16 protein-coding genes are annotated in these 20,679 nt (G+C 66.1%); 7 read left to right on the plus strand and 9 right to left on the minus strand.

Annotated features, from left to right (window positions below; translation table 11 throughout):
* Positions 1-124 precede the first annotated feature (124 nt).
* From OHB12_RS24955 to OHB12_RS24980, 6 genes are all read left to right on the plus strand, one after another.
* On the plus strand, positions 125-4,549 hold the full coding sequence (locus OHB12_RS24955) for a murein biosynthesis integral membrane protein MurJ (RefSeq protein WP_327111173.1): 4,425 nt from the start codon (positions 125-127) through the stop codon (positions 4,547-4,549).
* A 347-nt stretch (positions 4,550-4,896) separates the two neighbouring features.
* A complete protein-coding gene (gene sigM / locus OHB12_RS24960) occupies positions 4,897-5,436 on the plus strand; it encodes an RNA polymerase sigma factor SigM (protein ID WP_327121418.1) in 540 nt (179 codons plus the stop codon).
* Between the two features lie 101 nt (positions 5,437-5,537).
* On the plus strand, positions 5,538-6,347 hold the full coding sequence (locus OHB12_RS24965; RefSeq protein WP_327111175.1) for a hypothetical protein: 810 nt from the start codon (positions 5,538-5,540) through the stop codon (positions 6,345-6,347).
* A gap of 106 nt (positions 6,348-6,453) precedes the next feature.
* On the plus strand, positions 6,454-7,440 hold the full coding sequence (trxB, locus tag OHB12_RS24970) for a thioredoxin-disulfide reductase (protein ID WP_327111177.1): 987 nt from the start codon (positions 6,454-6,456) through the stop codon (positions 7,438-7,440).
* Between the two features lie 36 nt (positions 7,441-7,476).
* The gene (trxA, locus tag OHB12_RS24975) at positions 7,477-7,809 is read left to right on the plus strand and encodes a thioredoxin (protein WP_327111179.1); all 333 of its coding nucleotides are present in this window, start codon (positions 7,477-7,479) and stop codon (positions 7,807-7,809) included.
* Between the two features lie 158 nt (positions 7,810-7,967).
* Positions 7,968-9,161, plus strand: coding sequence for an N-acetylmuramoyl-L-alanine amidase (locus OHB12_RS24980; protein ID WP_327111181.1), 1,194 nt, complete (start codon positions 7,968-7,970; stop codon positions 9,159-9,161).
* Between the two features lie 76 nt (positions 9,162-9,237).
* On the opposite strand, the gene OHB12_RS24985 is transcribed toward OHB12_RS24980, so the two are convergent.
* From OHB12_RS24985 to rpmH, 9 genes are all read right to left on the minus strand, one after another.
* Positions 9,238-9,966, minus strand: coding sequence for a GNAT family N-acetyltransferase (locus OHB12_RS24985; RefSeq protein WP_327121420.1), 729 nt, complete (start codon positions 9,964-9,966; stop codon positions 9,238-9,240).
* A gap of 251 nt (positions 9,967-10,217) precedes the next feature.
* The gene (locus OHB12_RS24990) at positions 10,218-11,234 is read right to left on the minus strand and encodes a ParB/RepB/Spo0J family partition protein (protein ID WP_327111183.1); all 1,017 of its coding nucleotides are present in this window, start codon (positions 11,232-11,234) and stop codon (positions 10,218-10,220) included.
* A 69-nt stretch (positions 11,235-11,303) separates the two neighbouring features.
* Entirely contained in the window at positions 11,304-12,257 is a 954-nt protein-coding gene (locus tag OHB12_RS24995; RefSeq protein WP_442800134.1) for a ParA family protein, read from the minus strand.
* 1,382 nt (positions 12,258-13,639) lie between these two features.
* Positions 13,640-14,437 carry a 16S rRNA (guanine(527)-N(7))-methyltransferase RsmG gene (rsmG, locus tag OHB12_RS25000; protein WP_327111185.1) on the minus strand — a complete coding sequence of 266 codons (798 nt, stop codon included), beginning with the start codon at positions 14,435-14,437 and terminating at the stop codon, positions 13,640-13,642.
* Positions 14,438-14,577: 140 nt separating this feature from the next.
* Positions 14,578-15,129, minus strand: a complete 552-nt coding sequence (locus OHB12_RS25005; RefSeq protein WP_442799842.1) for a Jag family protein — start codon at positions 15,127-15,129, stop codon at positions 14,578-14,580.
* A gap of 113 nt (positions 15,130-15,242) precedes the next feature.
* Complete coding sequence (gene yidC, locus OHB12_RS25010) at positions 15,243-16,322, minus strand: membrane protein insertase YidC (RefSeq protein WP_327111187.1); 1,080 nt, start codon at positions 16,320-16,322, stop codon at positions 15,243-15,245.
* 4 nt (positions 16,323-16,326) lie between these two features.
* The gene (gene yidD, locus OHB12_RS25015) at positions 16,327-16,725 is read right to left on the minus strand and encodes a membrane protein insertion efficiency factor YidD (RefSeq protein ID WP_327111189.1); all 399 of its coding nucleotides are present in this window, start codon (positions 16,723-16,725) and stop codon (positions 16,327-16,329) included.
* A complete protein-coding gene (gene rnpA, locus OHB12_RS25020) occupies positions 16,722-17,147 on the minus strand; it encodes a ribonuclease P protein component (protein WP_327111191.1) in 426 nt (141 codons plus the stop codon). The genes yidD and rnpA overlap by 4 nt, the downstream gene beginning before the upstream one ends.
* 21 nt (positions 17,148-17,168) lie before the next feature.
* Complete coding sequence (gene rpmH, locus OHB12_RS25025; protein WP_005516618.1) at positions 17,169-17,312, minus strand: 50S ribosomal protein L34; 144 nt, start codon at positions 17,310-17,312, stop codon at positions 17,169-17,171.
* Positions 17,313-17,960: 648 nt separating this feature from the next.
* On the opposite strand from rpmH, the gene dnaA reads away from it, so the two are divergent.
* Positions 17,961-19,904 (plus strand): chromosomal replication initiator protein DnaA, encoded by a 1,944-nt coding sequence (dnaA, locus tag OHB12_RS25030; RefSeq protein ID WP_327111217.1) that lies wholly within the window; start codon positions 17,961-17,963, stop codon positions 19,902-19,904.
* The last annotated feature ends 775 nt before the right edge of the window (positions 19,905-20,679 follow it).

Genomic DNA, 20,679 nt, shown 5'->3' on the forward strand with positions numbered 1-20,679 from the left:
GTTCCCGTGCCGATACGGACCGGAGGGCGGCGATGGGCAGAGCGTTCACCGGTCACGGTGTCGGCGAGACGCGGCTCACCGCACCGACGGGGATGCGGATATCCCGGCGGGTACAGGAGGCATGATGAGCGACGATGACATATCGGCTCATCGGCCCATACCAGCAGATCGGCGTGACGGGCCATCCCCGCGCCGGGCGCCGGTCGCGCCATGGGAACGCCGCCCGCCTCTGCCTCAGGCCGAGTCCGAGGATCCGGACGTGAACGTCGGCCCGTACAGCGGTCAGATGCCGAGGGTGCCGCAGATCAGTCATCCTTCGGCCCCACCGCAGCAGCCGAGGCCGGGCCAGCGCATCCCGCCGCCACCGCAGCAGCAACCGAGACCCCAGCGGCCGCCGCTGCCGCCCCAGCGTCCCGGTCCCGTACAGCACCCCGGCCAGCGGCAGTACCCGCCGGGACCCCCTGGCCCCGCACAGCCGCGCTCGGTGCCGCCCCGTCCAGGGCCGGGACAGCCCGGTGCACTACCCATAGGACCACGGCCCGCGCAATCCGGCCCGCCCCCCGCCGCCGGGCCGCGGCCGGGCCCATCCCCGGCGCCCCCACGTCCGGGGCAGTCAGGTCCGATTCCGGCGACTCCGCGTCCGCCGCAGTCGGGCCCGATTCCAGCGGCCCCGCGTCCGCCGCACTCGGGCCCGATTCCGGCCACCGCGCCGGAGTCCGGCCGCGTGCCGCCGCCACGGTATGCCTCTCCGCAGCCGTACCCTCCGCCGCAGCGTCCGCCCGCTCCGGTCCGACGCGAGCCCGCCTCGCCGCACCGCCCCCGGACCCAGGAGTGGCCCGCTGCCACCGAGACCGCGGAGAAGCCCGCCGAGCCGAAGCAGACTTCGAGTTCCCGACTGCTCAGTGACTCCGGATCGATCGCCTTCGCGACGCTGATCAGCCGCATCACCGGGTTCGGTAAGCAGCTGCTGCTGCTGACTGTGCTCGGCCCAGCCATCGCGAGTGCGTTCACCGTTGCCAGCCAGATCCCGAACATGATCGCCGAGCTGGTGCTGGGCGCGGTGCTCACCGCGATCGTCGTGCCGACCCTGGTGCGGGCCGAGCAGGAGGACCCCGATCGCGGGGAGGCCTTCGTCCGGCGCCTGGTGACCGCCGCCTTCGTGGTCCTTGCCACGGCGGCGCTGTTGGCGACCGCGGCGGCACCGCTGCTGACCACGCACGTCTTCCTCTCCGACGACGGCAAGGTGAACACCGGCCTGACCACGGCGCTGGCTTTCCTGCTGCTACCCGCGATCCTGTTCTACGGAATGTCGGCGCTGCTCACGGCTATCCTGAACACACGGCAGATGTTCAAGCCCGGCGCGTGGGCTCCGGTGCTGAACAATCTGGTCGTCCTGACCGTGCTCGGCATGTATGTGCTGATGCCCGGCGAGATCACGCTGGACCCGGTCCGGATGAGCGACCCGAAGCTGCTGGTGCTCGGCGTGGGCGTCACGGTCGGTGTGGTGGTGCAGGCGGTCAGTCTGGTGCCGGCGATCCGCAGGGCAGGCATCGACCTGCGCCCGTTGTGGGGTATCGACGCGCGGCTCAAACAGTTCGGCGGCATGGGCGCTGCCATCATCCTGTATGTCCTGATCAGCCAGTCGGGTTTCATCTTCGCCACCCGCATCTCCTCGCATGCCGATGCGGCGGGTCCGGCGATCTACAACAACGCATGGCTGCTGCTGCAACTGCCCTACGGCGTACTCGGCGTCACGGTGCTCACGGCGATCATGCCGCGGCTGAGCCGCAACGCCGCGGCCGACGACACGCCCGCGGTGGTCGACGACCTCTCTGCCGCGACGCGATTGACCATGATCGCGCTGGTCCCGGTAGTCACGTTCCTCACGCTGGCCGGTCCGCAGGTCGGCCAGGCACTGTACGGGTACGGCAATTTCGGCGGCTCGGATGCCGCGCGTCTCGGGCTCGCGGTCAGCTGGTCGGCGTTCGCGCTGATTCCGTATTCACTCGTGCTCATCCACCTGCGCGTGTTCTATGCCAGGGAGCAGGCGTGGATTCCGACCTGGATCATCCTGGGCATCACCGCCGCGAAGATCGTCTTCTCCGCGCTTGCCCCCGTCGTCACCGATGCCGAGCATGTGGTGATCGCGCTGGGTGTCGCGAACGGCCTCGGCTTCGCGGTCGGCGCAGTGGTCGGCGGCTATCTGTTGCACCGCAGTCTGGGCGATCTCAGGATGGCCAACGTCGGCCGCACGGTGACACGTGTCGTACTCGCGTCACTCGCGGGCGGGGCGGTGATGTGGATAATCGACCGGGTACTCGGCCTGGATCGGCTGACCGAGTCCTTCGGTGGCCCCGGTTCGCTGGTCCGGGTGGCGATCACCGCGATAGTCATGTTGGCGGTGGCCTTCGGCCTCATGCGACTCGCCGGTATTCCAGAAATCGTCGCCATCACCGTGGCCATCTCGCGGCGCCTCGGCTGGACCCCGCCCGCACCGGATCTCGATCTGGAGAGCCCGGTCGAAGATCCCTATGTCACACAGGTGCTCCGCAGGCCCGACCCGTATCTGGCCTACCCGCGCTTCGACGCGTACATGGACGCCCAGACCATGGTGCTGCCAGTGATCAGAGCCGACGCCGTTGACATCACCGGTGTGGGCGAGTTCCCGTACCCTGTTCGGCAGAGAAGCACAAGTGGCGAATTCGCCGAAACCGCGACATATCAGGGCGAAGGAGGACCGAGGGTGAGCGACGACGCGGTGGGCGGCGTCCCAGCCGCCGATTCTTCTGCGACCACGGCCGGCGGACTGTATACGGATGTTCCGCCGACCGCGGGGGAGCCGTTGGATCCCGCGTACGCGAACAAGGCGCCGGGGACGACTCCGCCGAATCAGGACGCGGCGAGACCCCAGGACGGCCATATGCCGCCCCGCGATCCGATGTACGACACCGGGATGATCCCGATCGGGTCGCCGGAAATGCCGCCGATGGGTGGTGAAAACCTGGGCGCACGGCGAATTCCGCGCGGCCCCAAGCTGATTCCTGGCGCCTCGGTGGCCGGTGGCCGTTACCGGCTGCTGGCCGGCCACGGCGGCGCACGCGGCCTGCGGTTCTGGCAGGCGCTCGATATCAAGCTCGACCGCGAGGTCGCGCTGACGTTCGTCGACGCCGACCAGAAAGCCACCGACAACTCCGGCCACGACGGCCCGCAGGCGATCCTGTCGCGCACGCTACGCCTCGGCCGGATCAACTCGCCCGGCCTCGCCCGTGTGCTCGACGTCGTGCGCGGCAGTTCCGGCGGCATCGTGGTGGCCGAGTGGACGCCGGGCCGTTCGCTGCGCGAGATGGCGGAGACGGTGCCCTCGCCGATCGGCGCGGCGCGCGCGATCCGCGCTCTCGCCTCCGCGGCCGAGCTGGCACACCGAGGCGGCGGATCACTGTCCATCGATCACCCGGATCGGGTGCGCATCAGCGCGTCCGGCGACGCGGTGCTCGCCTTCCCTGGAACGCTGTCCGACTCGGATGCCCAGTCCGACGTACGAGGTCTCGGCGCGATGCTCTACGCGCTGATCACCGCGCGTTGGCCGATCCGCTTCGGCGGAGTCTCCGGCACCACAGCGACGATCGGCGGATTGCACCTCGCAGACCTCGGCCCGGACGGCACCCCGGTCGAGCCCAGGCAGATCCGTCCCGAAGTGCCATTCGAAATCTCCGCGGTCGCCGTGCGATCGCTGGAGTCGAACAAGGGCGTGCGCACCGCCGCCACCGTGCAGCATGTGCTCGAGCAGGCGTCGGTGGTCGACCAGAAGACCGATTTCATCCCGGTGCTGCGACTGGGCCAGCGCGCACCAGCGCGCACCGACGACTCGCTCGCCGATCCGGAACTGCTTGCGGCGGAGCGGGAACGGTCTCAGCGCATGATGTGGATCATGGTCGGGCTCGGCATCCTCGCCGCACTAGTTGTCGGAATCGTCATCTGGTGGATGGTCAGCGTGTTCGCGCCTGGCGCATCGGACGCGCCGCTGAACGAACAGCGCAACATCGGTCTCACGACCAACAGCCAGCCCTCACCGACACCGGCAGCCGCGGGCCCGAACATCGCGTCGAACGGCGTCCCGGTGCCGGTGACCGGTGTATCTGTGTTCTCGCCGGAAGGCACCCCCGATGGCGTCGGCCACGTCCAAGCGGTGCTGGACAACGATCCGGGCACCGAGTGGCGCACGGATCAGTACTTCCAGCAGTTCCCGGCCCTCAAGAAGGGGGTCGGCCTGCTGGCGACGCTACCCAGCCCGACCAAGCTGACGAACGTCTCGATCAACTCGCCCAGCTCCGGCACCTCGGTGGAGATCCGCACCTCGCCGACCGGCTCACCAACCCTGGATCAGACCCAGCTGATCGGCTCCGCCCGATTAGGCGACGGCGTCACCGACATCCCGGTGCACGCCGACCAAGCCGCCCGCTACGTGCTCGTCTGGATCACCGGACTGGGGAACTCCGGAGGTCAGTTCCAAACCGCTGTCACCGATATTCGTTTCGACGCCGCGCCTTAGCCCGGCCCAGGTAGGACTTCTGCCGCACGCATCGTTCGTGCAGGCCATTCGCTCGCGCGCCATGTGTCGCGCACTCCAATCAAGCTCAGCCCGATCGGTTTGTTGCTGCCAAATCGTTACGGACGATATGATCTTCTCGCGCTCTCAGCAGGGGAGCTTCCCGGGTTCTGGTGTCTCGTTCCTGGATGCTGCGAAATTTCGGCGATGGTCTACGGTGCCCGTCGCTGCTGTGAGCGTTGTCCAAGGGGTTGGCATTGTCGTCCGAATTGAACGAGGAACTTCGCGGGGGGACGTCGCGGCCGGTCGCGCACCGCGAACGCTCGTTCGTACCCGACGAATACTCTGATATCGAACTGCTGCAGGCGCATGTCCGCGGCCAGCGGCACGCGTTCGCGGAGCTGCTGCGCAGGCACAACGACCATCTCTGGCAGACCGCCCTGCGCGCGTCCTATACCCGGGAGGACGCGGCCGACTCGCTACAGGACGCGCTGCTATCCGCCCACCGCAGGGCGGCCTCGTTCCGCGCCGAGGCCGAGGTGCGCAGCTGGCTGCACGCGATCGTGGTGAATGCTTGCCTGGACCGGATCCGGCGCAACAAGACCAGGCGCGCGTTCTCGCTCTCACCCGAGACCATGCCCGAACCCGGCGATGACCGCGACGAGATGGCCGAGCTGGAGATGTCCATGATCATCGATCACGCGCTGTTCTCGTTGCCGCCGGAGCAGCGCACTGCGCTGGTGGCGATCGATCTGGAGGGGTATAGCGTGTCCGAGGCGGCAGCGATGCTCGGTGTGCCCGAGGGGACGATCAAGAGCCGGTGCGCCAGGGCGCGGCAGCGTTTGAAAGAGCGGTTGGAGTTTCTGCGTGATCCGGGGAACCGGAGGTAGCTGAGATGCGTCATTAATAGTGACGAACCACTGAACGATGTCCATGTAGTCCCCGTCGTCGAGGGATCCCCGTGATGTCAGATCCAAACAACGGAGGTGCGATGGCGACCCGGTCCGTGCCGCAGCCTCCGTTCACCGCCGACCTGCTCGCCGACCTGCACGCCGGCAATGTGACGCCGGAGCAGCGCGAGCAGTTGTGGCCGGTGGTGTCGCGCGATCCGGAGGCGCTGCGCTTTCTGCGCTCGCTCGACGACGTCACCGCGGAACTGCGCGCTCTCGGCCGCGACGAGCACATCATCCACGCCATGCCCGGGGACGTGGCCGCACAGCTCGCGCGGGTCGTCGATGAGTTGGACCTGTCCGAGCCTCCTACCGAGCCGAGGACCGCTATCCACCGGCTGTCATCCGGTTCCGAGGCTGAATCCGACGGCGAGTCAATGGTTTCCCAATCCGTTCCCGCACCGCTGGTCTCGCTCGACGAGCGACGCCACAGCAGGCGTCGCTGGCTCGCCGCGGCGGCCGCGATCGCGATGGTGGCGTGCGCAGGAGTTGCCGTGACGACGCTGCGCGACGACGACGACGTCGCGCCGACCGCTCAGCCGACCGTCCAGCCGACCGCAGGCAACAATGACGAACTGGGCGACGACCTCACCGCCACGGCCGCGCTCAGCGCGCTGGGCCGCCACGACATCTCCGGCTCGCTCGCGAGGCCGGGAGCGCTCGACCGCTGCGTCCACGCGAACGGACTGGACCGTGCGGTGCTCGGCTCGACCGACATCAGGTTCCAGGGCCGCGACGCGGTTCTCATCCTGCTCCCCGGCCCGCGCCCGCCCAAGATCACCGCCCTGGTCGTCGGGACCGGTTGCCGCACAGACGATCCTCAGCGGAGAGCGCTGCAGGACATCGGCTGACACTGCGATCTCGGCCACGCTCGTGGTGTGACCCGGTCAACGTGGGAACAACAGCCATTACCCTGTTGTTGACCGCTACGTCCACCGATTCTCCCCGGAAGGCCCCATGAGCACGCCAGTTTCCGACCTGATCATCGTCGGCTCCGGCCCTGCCGGCTACACGGCGGCCGTGTACGCGGCCCGCGCGGAGCTCCAGCCGCTGGTGTTCGAGGGAACCCAGTTCGGCGGCGCACTGATGACCACCACCGAAGTGGAGAACTTCCCAGGCTTTCGCGACGGCATCATGGGCCCGGATCTTATGGACGAGATGCGCGAGCAGGCCAAGCGGTTCGGTGCCGACATCCGCACCGAGGACGTGGATGCCATCGATCTCAACGGTCCGATCAAGAAGGTCACCGTCGGCGATCAGACCTACCAGGCGCACGCCGTGATCCTCGCCATGGGCTCGGCCGCCCGCTACCTGAACGTGCCGGGTGAGCAGCGGCTGCTCGGCCGCGGTGTCAGCGCTTGCGCCACCTGCGACGGCTTCTTCTTCAAGGGCCAGGACATCGTCGTGGTCGGTGGTGGCGACTCGGCGATGGAGGAGGCCATCTTCCTGACCAAGTTCGCCTCCAGCGTCACCATCGTGCACCGCCGAGAGGAGTTCCGCGCCTCCCGCATCATGCTGGAGCGGGCAAGGGCGAACGAGAAGATCGAGTTCGTGCTGAACTCCGAGGTGCTCGAGGTGCACGGCGAGAACAGCGTCACCCACCTGACCCTGCGCGACACCCGCACCGGCGAGATCTCCGAACTGGCCGCGACCGGCCTGTTCGTGGCGATCGGCCACGATCCGCGTAGCGAGTTGGTCGAGGGCCAGGTCGAGCTGGACGACGAGGGCTACGTGCAGGTGCTGCACCCGTCGACCGCCACCGATGTGCCTGGCGTTTTTGCCGCGGGCGACCTCGTCGACCACACCTACCGTCAGGCGATCACCGCCGCGGGGACCGGCTGCCGCGCGGCTATCGATGCCGAGCGCTGGCTCGCCGAACATGGCGACATCACCTCGAACCGCCTCGAGAACGCGGGCGACTCGGTTTCCGTACCCGCCAACTGAGCTTCCGTCTCGTTTCACCGCAAGGAGAGAGAATTTATGGCCGAGTCTGCCAAGACGGTCACCGTCACCGACGCGTCCTTCGCCGACGACGTGCTGCTCAGCGAGAAGCCCGTCCTCGTCGACTTCTGGGCCGACTGGTGCGGACCGTGCAAGATGGTCGCCCCAGTCCTGGAGGAGATCGCAGGGACACATGCGGACAAGCTGACCATCGCGAAACTGGACGTGGATGCAAACCCCGGCACCGCCCGCGATTATCAGATTCTTTCGCTGCCTACTATGATGCTGTTCCGCGGCGGTAAGCCGGTCAAGCAGATCGTCGGAGCGAAGGGCAAAGCCGCCCTTCTGCGGGAACTCGAAGGCGTCATCTGACGACGCGATTCGACGACGCGCCGTAGGATGCCTGGACCCGGGATTGCCGAAATCCGGTCCAGGTTTGAGACAATCGACCGACGCTCCGGTCGTGCGAGGGTGTGTGCCATCGCATGAGTGGGTACCCGCGGGTTGACGGAAGGAAAGGGCTCTCACGCATGCACCGACTTCGTCACGGCGATACCGGTCCAGCCGTAGCAGAGGTTCGGAGCACCCTGGCAAGCCTCGGGTTCCTACACGCCCATGTCAGTACCGGGCGCGCGGGCGCGCGCGAGTACTGGATGGACAAAGACGCTATCTTCGACCATCACCTCGACTCCGCGGTGCGCGCGTTCCAGCAGCACCGCGGGCTCTTGGTCGACGGCGTAGTCGGCCCCGCGACCTACCGTGCACTGAAGGAAGCGTCCTACCGGCTCGGTGCGCGGACGCTGATCTACCAACTCTCCGCGCCGCTGTACGGCGACGACGTGGCCACGCTCCAGCGCAGGCTGCAGGACCTCGGCTTCTACGTCCACCGCGTGGACGGCTACTTCGGTCCGCATACCCATGACGGGCTCACGGCCTTCCAACGGGAGATCGGGCTGGCCGCCGACGGCATCTGCGGTCCCGACACGCTGCGCTCGCTCGACCTGCTCGGTGCAAGGGTCACCGGCGGCAACCCACACCGGATCGCCGAGGAAGAGGTGGTACACCGCGCGGGTCCGCAGCTCACCGGCAAACGGATCGTCATCGATCCGGGCCTCGGCGGACCGGACAAGGGCTACGTGGTGCCCACCGAGTACGGCGACGTCTACCAGTCGGAAGTCCTGTGGGACTTGGCAAGTCGCCTGGAGGGCCGGATGGCGGCGACCGGTATGGAGACCTTCCTGTCCCGGCCGTGGGGCGCCAATCCGACCGACTCCGAACGCGCCGACACCTCGAACGCGTTCGACGCAGATCTCATGATCTCGCTGCGTTGCGCCGTCAACCCGAGTCCGCTGGCCAACGGCGTTGCCGGATTCTACTTCGGTAACTCGCACGGCTCGGTGTCGATGATCGGCCAAGTGCTGGCCGGATTCATCCAGCGCGAGGTCGTAGCGCGAACCTCGTTGCAGGACTGCCGAACCCATGCACGAACCTGGGATCTGTTGCGACTCACCAAGATGCCGACCGTCCAGGTCGACATCGGTTACCTGACAAACCCGTACGACGCCTCGGTGCTCACCAACCCGCGTATGCGCGACGTGATCGCCGAAGCCATCCTGATCTCGGTGAAGCGGCTGTACCTGCTCGGTCAGGATGACCAGCCCACCGGCACCTACACTTTCGCGGAGCTGCTGGCAGAGGAGCTTGCCGCGGCGGATCGGATGTAGTAGGGGTCCCAATCGAATCACGAAGCGCTACTTGCCATTTCCTATCGGCAAGTGGCGCTTCGGATATCGATTCGGTTCAGCATGCTCCGACGCGGGCCGGAGGAGCCATCGAGGCGGCGGCGAGCAGCTGGTCCAACGCCCGTTCGACGTCTTCCTTCCAGCCGTGATCGGAATTGAGCTCCAACCGCAGCCGCGGGAATCTGTGGTGGGGAGCGACCACCTCGAAGCCGACGTCCTCCAAGAAGTCAGCGTCGACCATGCAGGTCTCGGGCGAGCATTCGGTCATTGCGCCCGGCACGCCTGCGCCCTTGATCGGCGCGATGATCCGCTCCATCAGGGTCATCGAGCCGAATCGCTCCGACAGCGCCCGCGCCGGTGGGTCGGTGCGAATACCGAACGCCTCCAGCGCGCGGACACCGCGGCGCACCAGATCGGCCACGACAGCCTGGATCAGCCGGTGGGCGATGTCGGCATCCTGATAGGGGAATTCGGCCCGCAGCGTGGTCAGCAGGACCGCGTCTGGGCTCACCGGAGATGTGGGGAAGAGGGTGGCCCGCGGCACCGCGCTCGGCGGCGCGTACAAGGCGCAGCCAGCGATGTTGCCGTCGACATTCGCCACCTGCCCGCACGAGCCCCACTCCAGCATCACCGTCGACAACCAGGCTTCCTTCTCGAAGACCGGATCGCTGAAGTTGCGGGAGTCCTCGGCCACGGCAGGATCTATCTCCCAGAACACGCAGCGCCGCGCATGTGCGGGGAGCTTCTCCAGTCCACCGAGGGTTAGTGCTGTGACGCTGGTCGACACCGCTCTGCTCAGCCTCCAGCTGTCCGATTCATCCACGCTCATGCCGCATCAATGGTTTCTCGCCAGCAAGAATAAGCGATCAAAGAGAACCCGCCTCATTCCATATCGCTGTGCTGTTGGTCGGAGAACTTGTGGTGTTCCGCGGGGAGCCGTGCAACGCCCCGCGACCCACGTGAACCCACGCCGTCACAGTGACGTTTCGGCAGCGGATCCACACCCATCGGAATCACAAGCTATTTTTGTCACTTCTGTCACACAGTGGGAGTGTTCTGCTCCATCAGGGCGACGATGCGCTCGAGGTCTTCGACCGATCCGAATTCGACGACGATCTTGCCCTTGCGCTTGCCCAGACTCACGGTGACCCTGGTGTCGAACGAACCGGACAACCGTTCCGCCACGTCTTGCAGCCCGGGCATGTGAATCGGTTTCCGCTGGGGAGCGGGGGAGGGCGCTGTGGCGTCCGGATCCCGGTTCGCCAGCGTGACGGATTCCTCCGTGGCGCGAACCGAGAGGCCCTCGGCGACGATGCGGGCGGCGAGCACCTCTTGAGCATCCGCACCCGCCTCGAGACCGAGCAGTGCCCGCGCGTGTCCGGCGGACAGCACGCCCGCTGCGACCCTGCGCTGCACCGGAATAGGCAGCTTCAACAGACGGATCATATTTGTCACCACGGGGCGGGAACGACCGAGCCGGGCCGCCAATTCCTCGTGCGTAACGTCGAATTCCTCCAGCAGCTGCTGGTAGGCGGCCGCCTCTTCGAGCGGATTCAGCTGTACCCGGTGAATGTTCTCCAGCAGGGCGTCGCGGAGCATCGACTCGTCCGCGGTCTCCCGGACGATCGCGGGGATGATTGCCAGGCCGGCCTCCTGACAGGCCCTCCAGCGTCGCTCGCCCATGACGAGCTGATAGCGGTCGGCGCCTGGCACGACCCTGCGCACCACGATCGGCTGCATCAGACCGAACTCGCGGATCGAATGCACCAGCTCGGACAGCGCTTCTTCTTCGAAGACCGTGCGCGGCTGCCTGGGGTTCGGCTCGATCTGATCCGGCGGAATCTCTCGGTAGATCGCGCCACCGGCCGCGAGTTCGGCGCTGTCGTCGGTGGGGTCGGGAACCCGGTGCAGGTAGGTTGAGGCGGGCTGCGGCCCGATCGGATCCAGACCGATGACGCTTGCCGCGGCGCTGCTGAGGCCCGGCGTGGCCGCCGGTGCCGTCGGTATCAGCGCGGCTAGACCGCGCCCTAGCCCACCCTTCTTCGCCTGACTCATCGGTCTATCGACCCCTTCCTCGTTCCGCCACCAAACCGGACTTGCCGAGCATCAGATCGGCACGCCGAGTCACTCCACCGACTTCGTCGCGGGGCCAAGCACTATCGCGCGGGCCGCGATCTCGCGACCAGCATCCAGGTAGCTCATCGCGCCCCGGGAGCCTGGATCATAATCGAGAACCGTCATGCCGTAGCCCGGCGCCTCCGACACCTTCACACTGCGCGGAATCACCGAGCGCAGCACCACATCGCCGAAGTGCCCACGGACCTCCTCGGCGACCTGGTCCGCCAGCTTGGTCCGGCCGTCGTACATCGTCAGGATCACGGTCGACACATGAAGCTCCGGATTCAGGTGCGCCTGCACCAGACCGATGTTGCGGAGGAGCTGACCGACGCCTTCCAGCGCGTAGTACTCGCACTGGATCGGGATCAGCACCTCCTTAGCCGCGACCATCGCGTTGACGGTGAGCAGACCCAGTGAGGGCGGGCAGTCGATCATCACGTAGTCGATGTCGTACCCGGCGATGTTCGCTTCTTGAATAGCAGCCTTCAGTCGCCCCTCCCGGGCCACCATCGACACCAGTTCGATCTCGGCGCCCGCCAGATCGATAGTCGCGGGAACGCACAGGAGTCGTTCACTATGCGGGCTCTGCTGGATCGCGTCCCTGATGGAGACCTCGCCGATGAGGAGCTCGTAGCTAGAAGGGACGCCCGAGTGATGCTCGATACCGAGGGCAGTACTGGCGTTGCCCTGCGGATCGAGATCGATCACGAGCACCGTCATCCCCTGATGAGCCAGAGCGGCCGCCAGATTCACCGCGGTGGTCGTTTTCCCGACGCCGCCTTTCTGATTGGCGATCGTGATGATGCGTTGCTCGTGCGGTTTCGGCACAGTCACCTTTCCTGGATGGAGGACCTGACTTGCACGTTGAGCTTCGGCGGCTATCGGGGTCTCACTGGGGGAGATGTGCCCGAACGGTGTGCTTCCGAATGCTTCCGCGTCGAAATTGCTGGAGTCCAGCATCCCCGGCACGCGCGACGTCGTTTCCCGTGAAACATTCGCCGGACCGCTCGACATAGACAGCTCCTTACCCGAGAACTTCAGACGACGTGTACGCGCCAGGCGGGGACGGCGCCGTGTCTGGCAACAGCCTTTGTCGAGATCGAACATGATGCTCAACCGGGTTCGCGGCGCCCGATCGACCGAGCGGAGCCCTTGCCGATGTGACAACCAGATTCCTCCGTGGCATCTACGCTCACGCCCAACGCCCACTAGCTTGCCAGCACTGAGCGCGATAAGAAAGCTGAATCGCGGCGACGCGCAAAGGGACACGCAAAACCGCAGGATTCGAGACTCGGTGTTCGCTGTTTCACATGAAACATTGGTGCCACAAGAGGCTTCCGGCGGATCGGCCCCCTTGGCTTTCCGTCCCAACGTGCATCCCATGCGCGGTGGAGCACGGGTGAGTGGACGGGACCTTGATGTGCCCGCACCAAATGGTCGTCGGAGTTGCCGTGGCCCAACGGCCTGATCCTGGCGGAAGCGGTACTGCGAGTGGGATCGAATCACGATGCGAGGATGCGGCGTTGGCTTCTGCATGATTCCAGGAGAGTCGGCGGGGCCGAACCGGTGTGGCGGCGCGGACCAGTGCAGGGTTATGCCGCAAGCGGCTCGGCGGATTCGATCCCGATTGATCGGGGGAGCGAGCTGCGCCCCGCCACACAGACTGGCACTGCTCTGCGGAATTTTCCTGCGACGCGCCTCAGGCAGATGTTTCACGTGAATCCATTCGGGCGAGCTAGATTTCTTCGACACTGAGCCAACCGGTACCGCCGCTCGGATCGCAACTTCCATACTGGCGCGCCCCGGAAGCCCTCGCGTCGTCTGAAACCTGAGAGTCGCCTCGTTAGCCCCCTGTCATGCAATGCGACGGACTAGGTGCCGACATGGCGCCGAGGTTGATTCACGTGAAACATCGGCGAGTCACCACAGAACAGTTCGTCAAGCAGCTCCAGATCTGGTCCGCTGCCTCTTCCCATGCGATCGGACAAGAACCTGAAGAACCCCAGCTACTTCAATCACGAACGCTGTTGCGACGAATGGACTGCAGGAATCAACCTTGCGGGAACATGGACACGGCCGGAGACGGCGAAAGCCACTGTGGGTCGCCTCTCGGTGTCGAGGTAGCAACGGATGCACGGCGCTTCCAGTCGGGGAGTGATGCGAGAGTGACTCGGATCCACACCGCTTGTCCCGCGGGTCCGCTACCTTCCGTCAGAGTGACGAAATGCGCCGCCCCTCAGAGGCGCCCGTCCGCTACCCGCAATCGACCGCACCTGTTAGGCCAGCACGAGGTGCCCGATGGAACGGACCTCACACGCACCCGTTGGGCGAACCGAATTCTCCTACTTGGCCTTCCGAGCCGAACGCCTCACTCGCCCACGCTCGTCCGTCCCGCTGCGGCCTGCGCCCTTCGCTCGGCGCTCGACCGTCCGCTCTACCCGCCGCCGCGAGCTCCGCTCGGCACGGGGAAGCCGCTCGGCGCTGATCACCATCGTCGGCGTGGACACCAACCCGACACCGCACTGGAGAACGATCGCGTTACCCGCGCCGGCCCGAGCTAGCGCTTCTCCATCGCGTTCAAGTTCCTCCGCCGCGCTGGCTCCCTTGAGCGCGAGCATGTGTCCGTGGTCGCGGAGGAGAGGGAGCGACCACTGGGCCAGCTTCCCGAGGGGGGCGACCGCGCGCGACGTGACGACGTCGGCTCCGCCCGCCTCCTTCATCACGCCCGATTGCTCGGCGCGGCCGCGCACAACGGTCATGTCCAACCCGGCCGACTCGATGAACTCGCTCAGGAAGATCGTGCGGCGCAGCAGCGGCTCGACCAGGGTGATCCGGAGGTCCGGTCGAGCGATCGCGAGCGGGATGCCAGGCAGCCCGGCGCCACTACCGATGTCAACCACGGACGCGCCCTCGGCGATCAGATCGCCGAGCACCGCGCAATTGAGGATGTGCCGATCCCAGAGGCGTGGCACCTCACGGGGGCCGATCAACCCGCGCTCCACACCGGCGGTTGCGAGCGCCGCGCAGTATCGCCGCGCGAGATCGAGTCGGTCACCGAAAACGGTTGCCGCCGACGCGGGTGGCTCCAGCTCTGTTGGCACCGCGGTGATTCCACCGAGATCTCGTTCCACGTGAAACATCCTTCCGAACTCGAGTCGATCAGCGAGCGAGCAGTCGGGCGCCGGGCACGAATAAGGCCCCCGGTCCGAAGACCAGAGGCCCTATCCAACCACTACCCGTCCCCGCCGCGAAACATGACGCCCTCGGGAAAGTCTGATGTTCAGGAGGGAACGACCACCACGTGACGGTTCGGCTCGACACCTTCGCTCTCGCTGCTGACACCATCGACCGCGGCCACCGCGTCGTGCACGATCTTGCGTTCGAACGGCGTCATCGGCGCCAGCGGCTCCGGCGCACCCGAATCCAGCACGCGCTGCGCCACGGCCACGCCGAGCGCGCTCAGCTCCGACCGACGCTTGGCACGCCACCCCGCCACGTCCAGCATCAACCGACTGCGCACACCCGTCGCCTGCTGCACGGCCAGGCGAGTCAGCTCCTGCAGAGCATCGAGTACCTCGCCGTTGCGGCCGACGAGCTTCGCCAGGTCGCGGCCGCCGTCAATACTCACGATGGCGCGATCGCCTTCCACGTCGAGATCGATGTCGCCGTCGAAGTCCAGCACATCGAGCAACTGCTCGAGGTAGTCGCCCGCGATCTCGCCTTCTTCGATGAGTGCATCCTCTGCATCGTTCACGACATCGCCGGTGTCCGTCTCGGCGTTCACCATCGTCGTCGCCACTGTGGCGTCCCCTCCGTCAGTCTCAATAGTCATTTGATTTCCTTCATCTGCTCATCGCGCGCGCCGGGCACTCGCCGCCGGGCGGTATTCGCGATCAAGGTTTGCTCAGCGATCGCGGCGGACCAACTAGCCCGCCGATCATGTAGTCAGCGCCTGCGCTTCTGGTTCGGCCTGCCTCGGTTGCCCGACCGTTTCTGGCTGCTCGAACGGCGTTGACCCGCGGCTTGTTTCGTCGGCTTGGCGGTGCCGTTCGTGGACGGAGCGGCGTCGGCCGCCTCCGACGGCTCGGCCTCTGTCGCAGGCGCCGGCTTCTTCTTCACGTTGACCGGCTTGGCGCCCGGCTTCGGAGCGTTCTGCGCGCGCTGCTCCAGCTTCGCCTGCTTCTTGGCTTCCTCTTCCTTCGCCATGCGGCCGAAGACGAGGTGCTGCTGCCCATAGGTCCAGATGTTGTTGGAGACCCAGTACAGCAGGATCGCGATCGGCAGGAAGGGACCACCGACGAGCACGCCGAGCGGGAACACCCACAGTGCGAGCTTGTTCATCATCGCGGCCTGGGGGTTGGCGGCGGCCTCAGGGGTTTGCCGCGTGACCGACGCGCGCGCGTTGAAGTGGGTCGCCAGACCGGCGATGACCATCAGCGGGATGGCGACCAGCGCGATGCTCAGCTTGCTCGGCACGCCGCCGAAGTCGGCGAACGCCTGCAGTTCGTTGACCGGCGTGGTGATGAACGCCGAGATCGGCGCGCCGAAGATACGGGCGCTCAGGAAGGACTGGACGTCAGCGGCGCTGAAGACGTAGTTCGCGGTATTCGCGTTCTGCTCGGGTGTCAGGCCGAGCTGGCCGAAGGCGTGACCGGTCCGGTTGAACGAGCGCAGCACGTGGAACAGCCCGAGGAACACCGGCACCTGAGCGAGGATCGGCAGGCAGCCCATCAGCGGGTTGAAGCCGTTGTCCTTCTGCAGCTTCTGCATCTCGACCGCCATCTTCTGGCGATCGTTCTTGTACTTCTTCTGCAGCTCCTTGATCTGCGGTTGCAGCTCCTGCATCTGTTTTGTGGTGCGCACCTGCTTCACAAACGGCTTGTAGAGCACCAGACGCAATGTGAACACCAGAAACACCACGGCCAGCGCCCAGGTGAGGCCGTTGTCCGCGCCGAACGCGAACCCGAAGACCCGATGCCAGAACCAGAGGATCCAGGACACCGGGTAATAAATGAAGTCGAGCACGGCTCTATGCACTCCCGTCGTTCGTGTCGCCGATCACCGCGTGCGGCGATCCTTTACAAGCGTTCGGCCCCGACGGAGGCTCGGCAGGCAGGTTCGGTTCCTGCGGCGCCGCGTCGGTAGCTGCCTCGTCTGCCGGATCGGTGCGAAGGGTGCTCCGCTTCCGTTCCGGGACGGGGTCCCACCCACCAGGGTGCCAGGGCGCGCATTTGGCCAAGCGCACGACCGTCAATCCGAGCCCGATGAACAGGCCGCGGGTGCGAAGTGCGGTGACCGCGTACTCGCTGCAGGTCGGGGTGAATCGACACACCGGCATGCGGGTGGGGGAGATATAGGTCCGATACAGCTCGATCAGAAAGATCAGTGCGTTCACGGGCAGGCGGGCGATCTGCGCGGACACGCTCATGCCGGACCGCCCGAGACCGTGGCGGCGACGCCGAGCTTGCGTAGTGCGCCGTGAAGCTGGCGGAAGAGGTCATCCGAGGACACTGTCGCGGCGCCCGGCAACGCGCGGATCACGACGTCCGTCCCGGCGGGCAGTTCGGCAATCACCTGGGCGCACATATGACGCAGGCGGCGGGCGATGCGGTGTCGAATCACCGCATTGCCCACCGCCTTGCTGACGATCAACCCGAATCGCGGCCCACCTACGCGGATCAGCGCATCGTTCGGGATCGGATCGTCGTGTCGTCTATCAGCGCCCACGACTCCGTCATACCCGTGAACGAACGCATGCACGACCAGATCCCGCCTCCCGATTCGCTGGCCGCGGCGCACCGTCCGGGAGAAGTCGGCACGATGATGCAACCGATACGGCTCAGGCAACACCCGAGCGTCCGAGAGCGAGGATCAGGCTGTGAGTTCTGCGCGGCCCTTACGGCGACGCGCCGATACGATGGCGCGGCCCGCACGGGTGCGCATCCGGAGGCGGAAGCCGTGAACCCGCGCCCGACGACGGTTGTTCGGCTGGAACGTCCGCTTGCCCTTGGCCACGGTCAACACTCCTCGAGTAGGTGGGCACCAGGTAGTGCCCGAAGCTTGTCGGTGATACGTGTATTGCGCGAATGAATCGCAGGTCTGGTCATCATCAGCGCGCGTCGGTCCTGGCGCACAGTCGGTCGATCACGACCTAAACGCGGTCAGCACAAGACCGCCACCGCACCAAGGGGTGACTGTACGAGGGTACTGATCGGCCCGTGACGGGTCAAACTCGCCCCACCCGACCGGATCAGGCCGCTCGACCAGGCAGTATCCGGCGCCGAAGAGCATCGGCGTCCTCGCGGTAACCGTGAGTTCGTCTATACCCCTGGTCACAGCTCACTTCGACCACCACCGTACTTAGCCAGGCGATTGCTAAAGAACCGCAGGTCGTAGCGTTGTGGTCGACACGCGTGTGCGCGTTTCCCTGTTCCCCAAGGTTCTCCACATCTGTGGATAATTGTGTGGAAAGACCCCCGGAGTGGCATATTCGTAGGGCCGACGGTGCCACGCCGCCGCCTGGACGGGGGACCCGGGCAGTGTCTGAACCGGTTACGGACGTACGCAGGATCACGGTACCGACCTCGAGAACGGTCGCATCACACCCTCCCCGCGTGCTCCGGCCGTCTGCTCCTATCGACCTACTTCCGGGGAGGAAACTGCATGGACGACGAGCAGAACGTGTTGGCCACGGTGTGGCCCGAGGTTGTGACCGAGCTGACCACCGGCTCACCGGACGGTGCAATCCCCCCGGTGACCAGAGCACAGCAGGCCTGGCTGAAACTGGTCAAGCCGCTGACGGTCGCACAGGGTTTCGCCCTGCTCTCAGTCCCTTCGTCGCTGGCACAAGAGGCCATCGAACGCGATCTGCGCGAGCCCATCCTGCGCTCGCTCGCCCGCCGGCTCGGTCCCCAGGTGGAGGGACTCGGTGTCCGGATCGCCGCGCCGACCGCGCCGACCGCCGACCGGCAGAGCAGCAATCCTCGGCACGCCAGGATGACGAGCAGACCTGAACGCGCACGCGACACCGGCCGCAGCCCCGCCGGATACCCGAGGTCCGACTTCTCTGGCCGCGACGAGTACCCAGCACCCCGTTATGCACAGCCCCCGGACTTCGCACCTGCCGCGTCCTACAGCGACGCCTCCGAGTATGCCGTCGCCGAGTACGGGCAGGAGTACATGCCGCAGGAGGAGTATCCCCAGCCGGAGTACTCCCATACCGACTACCGGCCCCGTGGCGATTACTCGGCGACAGCCGAGTTGCCCTCGGTATCGGCCCAGGACCCCGCCCCGCGGCGCGAGCCAGGACTTCCTCCGCGCCGTGAGCAGGCGATCCCGCCCGGGCAGGAGTCGTTGTTCAACCCCGACCCTGGTCCCGGCACGGTGCGCGGTCCGGTCCGCGCACCGGTGCGCGAAGCGCCGGAAGCCGACGACACGGGACTGGCGCACAATCCAGTACGTGAGCCGGTGGGCGACAACCCCCGCGGCGACCGTGACGACGAGCCCGTGGTGAACGTCCGCAATTCCTGGCCGACCTACTTCACCAAGTCACAGGAGACACCGGCACCCGCGACCTCCTCGGCCAGTTTGAATGCGAAATACACGTTCGAAACTTTCGTCATCGGTGCGTCCAACCGCTTCGCGCATGCCGCGGCCGTCGCGATCGCCGAGGCCCCCGCGCGCGCCTACAACCCCCTGTTCGTCTGGGGCGCCTCGGGACTCGGCAAGACACACCTGCTGCACGCGGCAGGCCACTATGCCCAGCGCCTGTTTCCTGGCATGCGGGTGAAGTACGTCTCGACCGAAGAGTTCACCAACGACTTCATCAACAGCCTGCGTGACGACCGCAAGGTCGCGTTCAAGCGCCGGTACCGGGAGACCGACATCCTGCTGGTCGACGACATCCAGTTCATCGAGGGGAAGGAAGGTATCCAGGAGGAGTTCTTCCACACCTTCAACACCTTGCACAACGCGAACAAACAGATCGTCGTCTCCTCTGACCGTCCGCCCAAGCAGCTTGCCACCCTGGAGGAGCGGCTGCGGACGCGGTTCGAGTGGGGACTGATCACCGACGTGCAGCCGCCCGAGCTGGAAACCCGGATCGCCATCCTGCGCAAGAAGGCGCGGATGGACCGGCTCGATGTGCCGCACGACGTGCTGGAGCTGATCGCCAGCCGGGTCGAGCGCAACATCCGCGAGCTGGAGGGCGCGCTGATTCGCGTGACCGCGTTCGCCTCGTTGAATGGTCAGCCGCTGGATCTGCCACTGGCCGAGGTGGTGCTGCGCGATCTGATGCCCGACACGGCGGCGCTGGAGATCAACGCGGCGACGATCATGGCCGTCACCGCTGAGTACTTCAATACCACTCTGGAAGAGCTCACCGGCCCCGGCAAGGCGCGGCCACTGGCTCAGGCCCGGCAGATCGCCATGTACCTGTGCCGTGAGCTGACGGATCTGTCGCTGCCGAAGATCGGCCAGGCGTTCGGCCGCGACCACACGACCGTGATGTACGCGGAGAAGAAGGTGCGCAAGGAGATGACCGAGCGGCGCCGAGTCTACGACCAGGTGCAAGAACTCACAGCTCGGATCAAGCAGCGCTCGCGCTGAGCGCCATACACAGCTGAGCACCGCCCCTGACCTGGGGCGGTGCTTTTTTGTGGGTTGTGGATTCCTCGAGGAATCCCTGTGGATTCCTCGAGGAATCCACTGGTTTGTCCACCGATTCGCTCACAGGCGGGAAGGGCGTCCACAACTGGAAACTCACAGGTCGAATTCAACAGCTTCCACATCGATGGTTGTCCACACCCGCTGACCAGCATGGTGTCCGAATCGAGCCTTGTGGATTCCTCGAGGAATCCCTGTGGAGTCCTCGAGGAATCCTCGAGCTGTCCACGATTCCGTGCACACATGGAACAACCCGGCGAATCTGGTGGAACAACTCGAGGAGCACTCGAGGATGAACGGGGGATAACCAGAGAGCGTCCACAGACGCCTCGCGTTCATCCTCGAGACACCCCACGGTCATCCCCACCGCACCACGCTCACTGACCAGCGGATTCGGCCGCAGTCCACAGAATCCACAGCACCTATTACTACTTCAGTTCTTCTCATTAGAGATCTCTCTTCAAAACAGGGTGTGTGGAAAGTTGGTCGCACAACGCACCTTCGGAGCGGCTCCGGTTTTCGGCACGGAGAAGAACGCAGACCAATCTCCACACATCGCTTCGCCCTCGACACCGATCAACCGACAGACCGACGGGAGACGCCGGATCGATCCAGAGCACGCTGCCGCCCGCCGCCCGACTCGATCCCCCTCTTCCCGGCACACCTGTCAGCGCTCACGGCACAGACAGCCGGAACCACCGGAGGGTCGGGCTAGGTA

This window comes from Nocardia sp. NBC_01730, assembly GCF_035920445.1.
In the GTDB taxonomy this organism is placed as follows: domain Bacteria; phylum Actinomycetota; class Actinomycetes; order Mycobacteriales; family Mycobacteriaceae; genus Nocardia.